Annotated in this window: 14 protein-coding genes and 1 pseudogene; 10 read left to right on the top strand and 5 right to left on the bottom strand. The window is 62.7% G+C overall.

The genetic code is table 11. The features are described from left to right. Position 1 precedes the first annotated feature (1 nt). The 10 genes and pseudogenes from NKJ80_RS22640 (at position 2) to NKJ80_RS22595 (ending at position 9,436) form a co-directional block, all read left to right on the top strand. Positions 2-1,063, top strand: coding sequence for an ABC transporter ATP-binding protein (locus NKJ80_RS22640; protein WP_023689428.1), 1,062 nt, complete (start codon positions 2-4; stop codon positions 1,061-1,063). 35 nt (positions 1,064-1,098) lie between these two features. Next, positions 1,099-2,196: a Gfo/Idh/MocA family protein gene (locus NKJ80_RS22635; RefSeq protein WP_286456739.1), complete on the top strand. Its 1,098-nt coding sequence runs from the start codon at positions 1,099-1,101 to the stop codon at positions 2,194-2,196. Between the two features lie 26 nt (positions 2,197-2,222). Then, the gene (locus tag NKJ80_RS22630) at positions 2,223-3,137 is read left to right on the top strand and encodes a sugar phosphate isomerase/epimerase family protein (protein ID WP_023689427.1); all 915 of its coding nucleotides are present in this window, start codon (positions 2,223-2,225) and stop codon (positions 3,135-3,137) included. A 55-nt stretch (positions 3,138-3,192) separates the two neighbouring features. Continuing rightward, complete coding sequence (locus NKJ80_RS22625; protein ID WP_023689426.1) at positions 3,193-4,134, top strand: sugar ABC transporter substrate-binding protein; 942 nt, start codon at positions 3,193-3,195, stop codon at positions 4,132-4,134. A 61-nt stretch (positions 4,135-4,195) separates the two neighbouring features. After that, entirely contained in the window at positions 4,196-5,200 is a 1,005-nt protein-coding gene (locus NKJ80_RS22620) for an ABC transporter permease (RefSeq protein ID WP_050586906.1), read from the top strand. Beyond that, complete coding sequence (locus tag NKJ80_RS22615; protein ID WP_023689425.1) at positions 5,197-5,994, top strand: ATP-binding cassette domain-containing protein; 798 nt, start codon at positions 5,197-5,199, stop codon at positions 5,992-5,994. Before NKJ80_RS22620 ends, NKJ80_RS22615 begins: the two co-directional genes overlap by 4 nt. Then, positions 5,988-7,163: an aldose 1-epimerase family protein gene (locus NKJ80_RS22610; RefSeq protein ID WP_023673170.1), complete on the top strand. Its 1,176-nt coding sequence runs from the start codon at positions 5,988-5,990 to the stop codon at positions 7,161-7,163. Before NKJ80_RS22615 ends, NKJ80_RS22610 begins: the two co-directional genes overlap by 7 nt. Before the next feature lie 118 nt (positions 7,164-7,281). Next, positions 7,282-8,376 carry a fatty acid desaturase family protein gene (locus tag NKJ80_RS22605; RefSeq protein WP_023685252.1) on the top strand — a complete coding sequence of 365 codons (1,095 nt, stop codon included), beginning with the start codon at positions 7,282-7,284 and terminating at the stop codon, positions 8,374-8,376. A gap of 27 nt (positions 8,377-8,403) precedes the next feature. Continuing rightward, positions 8,404-8,696 (top strand): annotated as a pseudogene (locus tag NKJ80_RS22600) (Rieske 2Fe-2S domain-containing protein). Positions 8,697-9,268: 572 nt separating this feature from the next. After that, complete coding sequence (locus tag NKJ80_RS22595; protein ID WP_155927361.1) at positions 9,269-9,436, top strand: hypothetical protein; 168 nt, start codon at positions 9,269-9,271, stop codon at positions 9,434-9,436. Between the two features lie 253 nt (positions 9,437-9,689). On the opposite strand, the gene NKJ80_RS22590 is transcribed toward NKJ80_RS22595, so the two are convergent. The 5 genes from NKJ80_RS22590 to NKJ80_RS22570 all read right to left on the bottom strand — a co-directional run bounded on the left by NKJ80_RS22590 (position 9,690) and on the right by NKJ80_RS22570 (position 12,135). After that, positions 9,690-9,863 carry a DUF3606 domain-containing protein gene (locus tag NKJ80_RS22590; RefSeq protein WP_023689424.1) on the bottom strand — a complete coding sequence of 58 codons (174 nt, stop codon included), beginning with the start codon at positions 9,861-9,863 and terminating at the stop codon, positions 9,690-9,692. 317 nt (positions 9,864-10,180) lie between these two features. Further along, on the bottom strand, positions 10,181-10,387 hold the full coding sequence (locus NKJ80_RS22585) for a hypothetical protein (RefSeq protein WP_023673164.1): 207 nt from the start codon (positions 10,385-10,387) through the stop codon (positions 10,181-10,183). Between the two features lie 203 nt (positions 10,388-10,590). Beyond that, positions 10,591-10,983, bottom strand: coding sequence for a hypothetical protein (locus tag NKJ80_RS22580; protein ID WP_023689423.1), 393 nt, complete (start codon positions 10,981-10,983; stop codon positions 10,591-10,593). A gap of 87 nt (positions 10,984-11,070) precedes the next feature. Beyond that, positions 11,071-11,427: a hypothetical protein gene (locus NKJ80_RS22575; protein WP_023685250.1), complete on the bottom strand. Its 357-nt coding sequence runs from the start codon at positions 11,425-11,427 to the stop codon at positions 11,071-11,073. 75 nt (positions 11,428-11,502) lie between these two features. Then, entirely contained in the window at positions 11,503-12,135 is a 633-nt protein-coding gene (locus NKJ80_RS22570; protein WP_023689422.1) for a DUF4142 domain-containing protein, read from the bottom strand. Positions 12,136-12,565 lie beyond the last annotated feature (430 nt).

Genomic DNA, 12,565 nt, shown 5'->3' with positions numbered 1-12,565 from the left:
CATGGCCGATATCGTCTTTCGCAATGTCAGCAAGCGTTACGGCACGACGCTCGCCGTCGACGACGCCTCGTTCACCGTCAATGACAACGAATTCTTCTGCTTCTTCGGGCCGCCGCTGGCGGGCAAATCGACAATCCTGCGCCTGGTGCTCGGGCTGGAGACGCCTGACGCCGGAGAGATCCTGATCGGCGGCAAACCGGTCAACACCGTCTCTCCGGCCGAGCGCAATGTCGCCATGGTGTTCCAGAACCTGGCGCTGTTCCCGCATATGAGCGCGCGCGAAAATGTGCGTTTCCCGCTGGTCGAGCGCAAGGTCGCCGAGGCCCAGATCGAGAAGCGTGTCGCCGACGTCGCCGCCAAGCTGCATATCGGCCACATCCTTCACAAGCCGCCGGCGCAGCTTTCCGGTGGCGAGCGGCAACGCGTGGCCATAGCCCGGGCCCTGGTGCGCGACCCGAACGCCTATCTGATGGACGACCCGATCTCTGCGCTCGATGCGCGGCTGCGCGAGGAAACGCGCGTCGAGCTCAAGCGCATCCAGCGCGAACTCGGCAAGACGCTGATCTACGTCACCCATGACCAGGAAGAGGCGATGTCGATCGCCGACCGCATCGCGATTCTGGAGAATGGGAGGATCCGACAGATCGGCGCCCCGTCCGAGATCTACGACCGCCCGGCGAACACCTATGTGGCGCGACTGCTTGGTTCGCCGATGATGAACATCCTTAAATCCGTTCGCGGCGAAGATGGCGTCGAGGCCGCCGAAGGCACGGTCAGCATCGACGATCGCGCTGCTCCGGCCGACGCGATCGAAATCGGGCTGAGGCCGGAGGACATCAAGGTCCGGCCCTGGGTCGACGGGGGCGCTGGCCGCCCGGCGCGCGTATTCGAGGTCGAGCCGCTTGGCGGCTACACGGTGGTAACGCTCGCCGCCGGAGAGGCGCGGCTGAAGGCGCTGCTGCGCGGCCAGCCCGACATCAGGCCGGATGCGGTGGTAGCGATATCCTGCGAGCCGGCCCGGGTGCATTATTTCGGGCAGGACGGAGGCGCGTTGGCGAGATGATCGCGGCTGCGAAAACAGAATTGCGGGAGGAAGACATGGCGAGCGAAGGCTTCGAGCCGGACGTGAAGGTCCGCACGAAAGAATACCGTATCGGCTGCATCGGCGCTGGCATGATCATGGCCGAATGCCATCTTGCCGCCTATCGCGAAGCGGGGTTCAACGTGGTGGCGATCGCCTCGCGCACCCGTTCCAATGCGCAGAAGGTCGCCGCGCGTTGGGACATCCCGACCGTCCACGACACACCGGAACAGCTGATCGAGAATCCCGAGATCGAGATCGTCGACCTGGCGTTTCCGCCCGATCTGCAGCCGGCGCTGATCCGCCATGCGCTGAAGCAGCCTCACATCAAGGCGATCCTGGCGCAGAAGCCACTGGCGCTGTCGGTCGATAAAGCCGTGAAGCTGCGCGACGAGGCAGCTAAGTCAGGCAAGATCCTCTCGGTCAACCAGAACATGCGCTACGACCAGTCGATGCGCGTGCTGAAGCAGATCATCGACAGCGGCGCCCTGGGCGACATCGTCTTCGCGCAGATCGACATGCATGCGATCCCGCACTGGCAGACTTTCCTTCAGGATTACGACCGGCTGACGCTCGCCAATATGAGCGTGCATCATCTCGACGTGCTGCGATTCCTGTTCGGCGATCCCTCGGAAATCACCACGCTGACACGCAAGGACCCGCGCACGGCGTTCGAGCATAGCGACGGCATCACCGTCTCGACGCTGCGCTTTCCCTCCGGCGTGCTCGCCGTGTCGCTGGAGGATGTCTGGTCCGGACCGCGCCAGGAGGGCTATCTGGACGACCAGCACATCAACTGGCGCGTCGACGGCACCAAGGGTGTCGCCAAAGGCACGATCGGCTGGCCGAAAGGCGTGGCCTCGACGCTGACCTATGCCTCGACCGAGACGACCGGCGGCGAATGGGTCAGCCCGAGCTGGGACACGATGTGGTTCCCGCATGCCTTCATCGGCGTCATGGAGCAACTGCAGCATGCGGTAAAGACAGGCGCGCCGCCGGCATTATCGGTGGCCGACAACGTCAAGACGATGGCGCTGGTCGAGGCCGGCTATCGCTCGATGGCGCAAGGCCGCACCGTCAAGCTTTCCGAAATCTCGATAAAATCAGCCAACTGAATCGCTTACAGGGAGGAATTCACATCATGATGCAGGCAGGTATTTTCACGGGCTATTTCCCGTACGGCCTCGAAGAGACGGCGAAGAAGATCCGCGGGCTCGGTTTCAACACGGTGCAGCTCGACCTGCATTTTAGGGATATCGATCTGTCGGCCGGGCAGATCACTGAGGAAAAGGCCAAGCAGGTGCGCGACGTCTTCCGCGACAACAACCTGCCGATCTGCTGCGTGTCGGGCTACACCAACATCATCCATCCCGACAAGGCCGAGCGCGACAAGCGCGTCGGCTATCTCAAGGAGATCATCCGCAACGCCCGCAGCTTCGGCTCGCCCTACGTGATCTCCGAGACCGGCACCTACAACACCGAATCCGACTGGGTCCATCATCCCAAGAACAAGACCGAGGAAGGGTTCGAGGAATGCCGCAAGGTGATCGCCGAGCTTGCCCAGACCGCCTATGACCATGGCGCGGTCTTCCTCCTCGAGACCTACGTCAACAACGTCGTGGGCTCGGTCGAGGAGACGGTGAAGATGTTCGCCCAGGTCGACCATCCGGGCCTCGGCCTGCTGATGGATCCGACCAACTATTTCGAAACCCACAACATCGACAGGATGGACCAGATCCTGAACCAGGTGTTCGATACGCTGACCGACAAGATCAAGATCGCGCATGCCAAGGACGTCAAGCGTTCGGGCAGCGACAAGTCGGAAAAGCATGCCGACATCGGCGACGAGGATGCGATGGAGAGCCACACCTTCCGCGGCGTCGGCGAGATCGAGCTGCCGGCGCCCGGGCTGGGGTCGCTGAATTACGATCTCTATCTGCAGCGGCTGGCGGAAAAGCACCCAAACATCCCGGTCATCATCGAGCATCTCTCGGAAGACGACGTGCCGCGCGCGAAGAAATTCCTCGACGGGAAGTTCCGCGCCAACGGCCTGTGAGCGCCGGTTGCGCCGCCGGCGCATGGCGGCGCAACTCCAACCAAGGGAGGAATGAATGTTGAAATTCGCATTGAAAGTGGCTGCTGCGGCAACGCTGGTGGCCGGGGTCTCCTTGAGCCTGCCGGCATTCGCGCAGGACGGCCAGAAGACCTTCTATCTGCTGTCGCATGGTGGCCCTTCGGACGCGTTCTGGATCGACTGGAATGCCGGCGCAACCAAGGCCTGCGACCAGCTCAAGGTGACCTGCAAGATCTCGTTCAGCGGCGGCGACATGGCGGCGCAGAAGGAGGCTTTCAACTCGGCGCTCGCCGCCAAGCCGGACGGCATCGCCACCACCTCGGCTCAGCCCGGCCTGTGGACGGAGGAGGTGAAGGCCGCCAAGGCCGCCGGCATCCCGATCGTGTTCTTCAACACCGACGATCCGGCGACCGGGCGGCAGGCCTATGTCGGGGCCGACCTCAGGGAAGCGGGCGTCATCTGGGCCAAGTATCTCGTCGACCACAAGATGGTGAAGCAGGGCGACAAGGTGTTCCTGCCGGTCGAAGTGCCGGGCGCCAGCTACCAGCAGCTCGAGACCGAGGGCATCGCCAGCGTCTTCGATCCGCTCGGCATCAAGTACGACGTGGTCGATTGCGGCACCGACCCGGCCGGCATCATCGCCAAGATGACCGACTACATGGTCGCCAACAATCCGCCGGCAATCATTGCACTGGGCGATTCCGTGGCAGCAAGCATCAAACGCGTCTTCGACGGGGCCGGTGTGTCGGCCGGCAAGGTCCCGGTCGTCGGCTGGGGCAACTCAAAGGAGACGGCCGAGGCGGTCAAGTCCGGCTTCGTCAATGCTGCGGCCTGGCAGTACCCGTCGGCGCAGGGCTTCATGCCGGTGGCGCTGCTCGGGCTAGCGGCCTCTGGCGAGCCGATCGGCTACGACATTCACACATTCAGCCTCTACGACGCCTCGAGCGTCGAGCCGATCCTGAAACTCTACAACAAGTGACGACAATCGGCGCCCGCCCCGAAATGGCGGGCGCCGGACGAAACGCATGGTCCTGACAGATATGGCAATCACAGCAGACGACGACACGCAGCGAGCGAAGGGCAGGTCTGCGCTGCTGCGTTCGCCGCAATTCTCCTCGCTCATCATCCTCATCGTGCTGCTCGTGGTGTTCGCCATCGCCGACGGCAACTTCCTGTCGCCGCTCAACATATCCAACATGATGGCGTTCCTGCCCGAGCTCGGCATCATCGCTCTCGGCATGACGCTGCTGCTGACGGCGGGCGAGTTCGATCTATCGGTCGGCGCCGTGTTCGGCCTTGCGCCCGTCGTGGTGATGCTGCTGGTGCAGAATGGCGGTATCGACATCGGCGTCGCCCTCCTGGCCGGGCTTGTGCTGTGCATCGCGATCGGCGCCATCAACGGGCTGATCGTCACCAAGATCGGCATTTCCTCCTTCCTGGTCACGCTGTCGATGCTGCTCGTCGTGCGCGGCGCGGCGCTCTACATCACGCAGGGATTCCCCCTGAAGTCGTGGGACCAGCCCGGCTTCTTCGTCACGCTGCTTGCCGGCAGCTTCAATGTAGGCTCGTTCCGGTTCTACACCTCGCTCTGGTGGTTCATCGGCCTGTCGCTGCTGGCGATTTACATCCTGCGCTACGCCAAGCTCGGCAACTGGATCAGCGCCATCGGCAGCAACCGCAACGCAGCGGTGGCGCGCGGCGTGCCGGCCGACGCGGTCAAGATCTGGCTGTTCATCCTGACCTCGGTGGTGGCCGGGCTGGCCGGCATGATCAGCGCGTTCCGGATTTCGGCCGCCTCGCCGGTGGCCGGCACCGGCTACGAACTCGAAGTGATCGCCATGGTGGTGGTCGGCGGCACGGCGCTCACTGGGGGGCGCGGCACCATCCTCGGCACCATCGTCGGCGCGCTGATGCTGCGCGCCATCCGCAACGGCATCGTGCTGATCGGCGTGCCGGGCTTGGCATACAACATCTTCGTCGGCGTCATCATCCTCGCCATGCTCATCCTGCACGCTTTGCTGCAGAAGAACGCCGCAAGGAGCTGACGATGGAAGTGCTGCGTCTGCAAGACCTGCAAAAGTCCTTCGGCAACGTGCGTGCGCTGAAGAACGCCTCGTTCACCCTCAACGAAGGCGAGGTGGTTGCCCTGCTTGGCGACAATGGCGCCGGCAAGTCGACGCTGATCAAAGCGATCTCCGGCGTCTTCCCGGCCGACCACGGCGACATCTTCGTGCGCGGCGAGAAGGCGTCGATCCGCTCGACGCGCGACGCGATGGACCTCGGCATCGAGACTATCCATCAGGACACATCGCTCGCGCCGGACCTCAGCATCGCGCGCAATCTTTTCTTGGGTCGGGAGCCGGTCAATTTCGGCTGGCTCGGCGTGTTCGCGCCCCTCGACCTCGCCAAGCTTCGCAACGCCGCCTCGGCGCTGCTGAAGCGGGTCGGCATTTCGAAAAAGCTCGATGCCGATGCACTGGTGAGCACGCTCTCGGGCGGTGAGCGGCAATCGATCGCGATCTCGCGCGCCATGCAGTTCGCCGCCAAGGTGATCATACTCGACGAGCCGACCAACAATCTTGGCGTCGAGGAAACCCACGGCGTGCTGCGCTTCGTCAAGGAGGTGCGCGACGCCGGCCACTCGGTGCTGCTCATCACCCACAACATCCACCACGTGTTCCAGGTCGCCGACCGCATCATCGTCATGCGCCGCGGCGAAATCGTCGCGGAACAGACGGTCGCCGACACCGACCTGTTGACGGTGGAAAGCATCATCACCGGCGCCGACATGTCGGCCTTGCTCAAGGAGGCGGGCAAAGTGAAGGACGTCGCATGGTAGAGCTTTACGGCAAGACGCTGTCGCGAAGGCAGGTGGCCGAGCGGTCCGGCATGCTGTCGCAGTTTGCCGGTGTGCGGCTTATGACGCTCGGCGACGGCGTGGAGCGCGGCATCCGGATGCTCGAGTTCCGCACCGGCTCCGGCCTGCGCTTCACGGCGCTGGTCGACCGGGCGCTTGATATCGCCGATTGCGACTTCCGGGGCCAGGCGATCGGCTGGCATTCGCCGAGCGGCTTTCGCCACCCCGGACTGCACGAGCATGAAGGGGAGGACGGTTTCGCCTTTGGCCGGTCGTTCTCGGGGCTGCTCGTCACCTGCGGCCTCGATCATATACTGGGCCGGCAAGACGTGCCGGCCGAAAGCTACAATTATCCCGGGCGCAAGCGGGTATTGCACTCGCTGCATGGCCGCATCGGCACCGTGCCGGCGCGGCTGACCGGCTACGGCGAGGCCTGGGACGGCGACCGCTGCGTGCTGTGGGCGGAAGGCATCGTCCAGCAGGCAACCGTGTTCGGCGAGGATCTCCATTTGCTGCGCCGCATCGAGGCCGATGTCGGCGGCAGCGAGATCCGCCTGTCGGACCGCGTCGTCAATCACGGTTTCAGCCGCACGCCGCATATGTATTTCTATCACGTCAATGTCAGCCATCCCTTGCTCGACGAGGGTTCGCGCTACCTGGCGCCGATCCGGGATGTCGTCTGGGCGGCGCACGCCGGCGAACGCTACGAGGCGCAGAAAGTCGGCTACCGAACCGTGCCGGCGCCGCAGCTGGGGTTCAGCGAGCAGGTCTGGGAGCACGAGCTTGGCTCCGATGCGGCGGGCGAGGTGCCGGTGGCCGTCGTCAATGACCACCTGGGCCTCGGCTTCGAGGTCGTTACCCGCAAGGATCAGCTGCCCTGCACCTATCAGTGGCAGAACTTCCAGGCCGGCCTATATGCCTTGGGAATCGAACCTTCGACGCATCATGTTCTGGGCAATCTCGCCGCGCGCGAACGGGGCGAGATGATCTGGCTGGACCATGGCGAAAGCCGCTCCTATGACGCCGTGTTCCGGGTGCTCGACGGTGCCGGCCAGATCGCCCAAGCGGAAGCGAGGATAGGGTCGATCGCCCGGCAGCCGCAACAGGATTACCCTGCGCCGTCGGGCGCTTTTGCGAGACTGCAGGCGTGACCGGCTTGAAACGCACGATCGGTTGCCGCGGCGGGCGGGAAGTGCGCCGGAATACGGAAGCAGGCGCGGCCCGGCCGGCCCCAGGCGGCCCTTGCGGAGCGCAGGCGGGAAAGCGGAGATGACGATGACGGCAAGCAGGAAGCGCGACTACAGCCTGGTCGGTGAAAGCACCAAGCGCGCCATTGAGACCGGATTGGCTTCGGCCGAATGGTATCACACCGATGTCCCGCGCAAGGCGATCAAGGAGTTGATGCAACGCTCCGACGGGCCGGCGATCCGCGACACGATCATCTGGGTCGCCGCGATCCTGGTGTCGGCCGCCGGCATCGTATGGTTCTGGGCCACGTGGTGGGTGGTGCCGTTCCTGTTCGTCTATGGCGTGCTTTACGGCTCGTCCAGCGACTCGCGCTGGCACGAATGCGGCCACGGTACCGCGTTCCGGACGCGCTGGATGAACGATGTCGTCTACCAGATCTCAAGCTTCATGCTGATGCGCAACCCCGTGCAATGGCGCTGGAGCCATGCCCGCCATCACACCGATACCATCATCGTCGGCCGCGATGCCGAAATCGCCGTCATGCGCCCCCCAGATCTGCTGCGGGCGGCGCTCGCCTTCACCGGTATTCTCGATTTCCGCTATTCGCTGCCGGCGCTGGTGCGCCAGGCGTTCGGCAAGCTGTCCGATGAAGAGAAGAGCTATATCCCCGAGATGGAGCAGCACAAGGCGGTGATCGCTGCGCGCTGGCATGTCGCCATCTATGCGGCGACAGTCGGGCTGGCGCTGTTCACGTGGTCGCTGCTGCCGCTGGTGCTGATCGGCCTGCCGCGCCTCTATGGCAGCTGGCACATGGTGCTGACAGGGTTGCTGCAGCATATCGGCCTGGCCGACAACGTGGTCGACCATCGGCTGAACACCCGCACCGTCTACATGAACCCGGTCAGCCGCTTCATCTACTGGAACATGAATTATCACGTCGAACACCACATGTTCCCGATGGTGCCCTATCATGCGCTGCCGAGGCTGCACGAGCTGATCAAGCACGACCTGCCGGTAGCGAACCCGTCGATGTGGCATGCCTATCGCGAGGTCTGGCCGGTGCTGCTGAAGCAGCTGCGGTACGAGGATTTTTATCTCAAGCGCGAATTGCCGCCGACAGCCAGACCCTATCGCGGCGAATTTCACCAGGTGGATATGTCGGCGGCGGCTGAATAGCCATAGCGGATGGTGCGGGAGCCGGAGATGGCCGACTGGATTGAAGCGTGCGCGGTCGATGACATCGAGGAAGAGGATGTCATCTGCTTCGATCCTCGCGGTTTGCCGCTCGCCCGATGACGAGCTCTTCGCCACCGACGGATATTGGACCCATGAGAAGGCGCATCTAGCCGAAGGGCTGGTGATCGACGACGTCATCGAATGCCTTGAAGCACATTGGCCGCTCTGCGACCGGCCAGGTCAAGGGCGCGCCGGTCTGCGTCAAGCTCGCGATCTATCCGATGAGAATCGAGGCCGGCAAGGTGATGATCCAGATCTGACGCGTGGTAACCGGTCCAGCACCGCGTTTAGCAAACTCAGAGTGACGTTTTCCTGAGCCGAAAGAGACAGACCGTCGCCGACGGGCGCGCCATGGAGGGTAAGCGCCAGCTGACCATGCTGCGCGTGCTGGTCATGGACGTGGCCGAGGGCCGCCGACCGGGCTGAGGTCGATCGTCTCGATGCCGCCGGAGTTGTGCTGAACCCTAGATCGCGATGCGGCCCCCAGCCTGTTCACCGTGCCGGGCTAGAATTTCTTCGAGATCGGCACCGCCGACTGTTTTCTAAGTTGGGCTTTCCGGCTCCACAAGACGGGCACCGACGCCGTCATTGCAGCGCCGGCTATGCCACGGTCACCGTGCCCAGACATATGTGCTTGGCCCTTTGACCCTGATCGACGAGGTCCTGATTCACTGCTGCTTCTGCTGATCAGCTTTGAGGTGCTGATTGTGCGGTTTGATCTGGCAGCGTTGATACTGGGCGCTACCGCGATCGAAGCGGAAGGACAGCGCCTACCGCAGCGGCAAAACGACCGCCTGAACAAGATCAGTGTGAGGGAAGGAGATGGAATTTATTGGTGCGCAGCGAGCGCGGCAAAGCTGCGCAGGTGATCGTGGCTGGAAAGCGTCGCTACAAAGGCTGTGCGTTGTCAGTTTGGAAGCCGACACGCGTCCGGCAGACGACGGTGATCTCGCTGGCTGACTGCGGCGCGGGATTATTATTGAACGACGGCAGGAAGTAGGCTCGGTGCCACGCCGTGCGTCCAGGACTCGGGTTGGAGTGGATTATGGTTCGGGGTGACCATAGCCGATCTGCGCAGCCTCGAACCTCCAGCGCTTGCCGCATGTTGGGCAGGGGTACAATTTTCACTTTCACGCTCGACCTGCTCCGCGTGTGCGTCAGGATGATGCTACACTCAAATTCTCACCACGGCTCAAGGTTCTCCTCGGCAGCGAGGCTTCATGCCGTAAGCGAGCCGCCCCGGGAAACTGATTTCAATTCCTTCGCAGCCGCAACGAGGCGCGGTCATTCCCGGCGGCTTTGATGAGCTCCATCACCTGCTCAGGCGTGATGCCGTTCTGCTGGGCAAAATGGAAGAATTCGTTGCGTTCGTTGGACGAGACCCGGTTCCTGTCGCGAAAATCACGCTCGGTTTTGTTGTCCGTCATCATCTTCTCCTTTCAACCTCAATTCGCCGGCCCGAACCGCCCCCTTGGAGCAAAACCCGAGACCGCCCAACGCGGAGGCTGATCGAGCCTCGCTAGGGCTGCTGCGAGTAGACGAAAGCTCCAACTGGCGAAAGCTGGGGGAGCTTGTCCAACGCCGGGGTGGGCTCGGTGCACGCCGTGGCATCGCTTCGGCGACTTTAACCACCCGCCCAGAACACGGATGGGAGCAGCCTCGGAAAGATCCGCCCACCAGGCAATGAAGCTACGCGAACACCGAGTTCCTCGTCCTGTAGCATCAGCAGACGCTCGTGGATGTCTTACCCGGCATTCTCGCCGGAATGATCGAAGTGGATGGCGAGGCCAAAGGCGAGCGCTCGCTCGGCGATCATATTGACAAGATGGCTTTCGCCGATCGACAGCGCCGGAACGGCCTCTTTCAACGCCTCGAGAGCGTGCCGTATCGACAAAAGACCCCGCCGCTTGCGGCTGCTCACATATTGATCGATCAGGGATTCCAGTGGCATCTGCCTGCCTCCGCTTCGGACAGGATCTCGTAGCGTGGCTGCGGAGCAACAGCATTCACATTGGTTAAGAGATGGCGGCGAACGCCATCATGCATGCCGCCAAAAACAGACGGCGGTGGGGCTGGCTGATTTACCCCGGGTTGGAGCGCTACCCTCGGGTAAGCATGGCACGACCGTCGCGCCGGGTTCGGACATTTTCGGTGCTACTGCTCCGGTACCGCGGAGGTTTGTGGATGGTTGCGTGCCGCCTCGGCGATTTCCGGAATGAATTTCGTCGCGGTGCAGCTTCGGTTTACATTGGCGCGGGCGGTAAATACCTCTTGCCCGCAGACTTGCGAAGCGAGCGCGATCGGCACGTGCACCGCCAGTGGCAACTCGGTCTCAGCCACTCCCAGATGTCTTGCAACCTGTTGCTTCACCTCCGGCCGGCCGAGCGAGACGTCAACGCCGACATCATCCTTGCCGGTCGGCGACGATCCTTGCGCCGGCAGTCGACCCTGCTTGGCTGTTTGCGACGAGTCGCCGGATTGCTGCGCGGGCTGACTTGTCTGCGCAGATGCCTCGACGCCCAAAGTCAGCGAGGCCGCCAGTCCCAAAAAAGCCCGGAGCCCCAAAGACGCAACCCGAAGTCCGAATGTGCTCATTGTCATGTTCCTCACCGTGCGGGGTTCAACCTGGCGCGCTCAGAGTTCGGTGTTGCTTCGGCCTCTTTCGAAGACAGGGATGTCTTCCTCCTCCTCATCATTGTCACCGGTTGGTATGTCCTCGGCGTAGCTGCGGGTCAGTTCCTCGGTTTCGCTTAAGCCGTCGATCGTCTCATTGGCGCCTGCCCCTTCATCATGACGACCGGTAATTTCGCTGCGGGGCCTTGCGCCGATCGGCTGGTCGACATCGTCGGCTCCCCCGAAACCTGGCTCCGCGCCGTGCCTGTCTTCGTGGCCCACGGGGCTGTCCAACACGGCGGCATCCTCCGGGCGAATGGGTTCATCATTGGCGAAGTCACTTCGTCTCGAATGCGAGGTCTCGTTTTGCTTTGGCATGTCAGGTCTCCTGTTCGTTTGGCAAATTCGACGACGCTGGTGCTTGCACGCCGGACTACCTGAGCGACGCACCCTTTAGAGCCTGCATCGACGACCGCTTGAAGGTTGCAGCGTCCCTGGGGGCGGAGGCAGTGCCAGAGGGTTGGCACAGACTCCACAGCGCCGCGAAGAACCAACGTCGTGGCCAGATCCACTCAGCCCTGAGAACCGCTCTTGCTCAGTTGCTGGGCATGTTTGAAATGCTGCCGGATGAGCCGGCGCGGTCTTTTTCGCATGGGCCGCCAAATGTTTTTCCTGACCGTTTTCCGCATAGGAGGTCATCAGCGTCAGGGCTTCCTGGTGCGCTGCAACCTGGGCGTCGACGTAGGCGTTATCGAACGCCCCTCTGCTGTCGTTGCTCAATGCTTCCAATTGGGCAGCATGCTTGCTTGTCATCTCCGGTGCCACTGCGACGTCGTCCTTCTTTGCCGCCGCAATGAGCCGCTTGGAAGAATTCGTGTGGTCCTTGATCATCATGCGAGCGAATTCCTTCACTCGTGATGTCTTCGATTTCCGCAGCGCCAACTCACTCGACTGGATCTCGAACATGTCTGAACTCGCAGCTGCTTTGACAAATTCCTGCGGGGACGTCGTCGCGGTCTGAGCCATTGCCCCCGGGCTGATGAGACCGATGGCGATCGCAGCCAAAAGCACTTTGACGAAATACATGTTGTGCTCCCAACACGGCCGAGCTGCCGTTGTTCCCCTTTTTGTGACAATAAATACCGGGCGGCAGGCGTAGACCCCGAATGGCTCCTGCTCAGCGCTTTGATCATAGATCCGGCCGTATTGCAGGACCGGTGACTGCGCGGAGCTCAGCGCGGTTCTCCGACAAGGCACTATGATCGCAGAGCAGCCGACCGACTTCGTAAGCCCAGTGGATGCGCAGGAGTGCGCTGTTTGCCGACCCGTCGCCGTGGGTCACGCGTCGTGGCAGACCTGTCCGACAGGCCCATGAAAACTTCTGCAAAGCTGCGATGATGATGGGCAAATAGGCCCAACACCTAGCTTAGTATAAAACGCGCCCGCTGGCCCCGGCCGGCGGGCTCTTTCGTTTGCCCTCGGAACCTGGGTCAATTCGCACAGTTGCTCCCCTGGG

Origin of the sequence: Mesorhizobium sp. M0030 (genome assembly GCF_040323695.1) — a bacterium.
Taxonomy (GTDB): domain Bacteria; phylum Pseudomonadota; class Alphaproteobacteria; order Rhizobiales; family Rhizobiaceae; genus Mesorhizobium.
The sequence above is the reverse complement of the archived record's forward strand: the minus strand, read 5'-3'. Positions and strand labels throughout refer to the sequence as shown.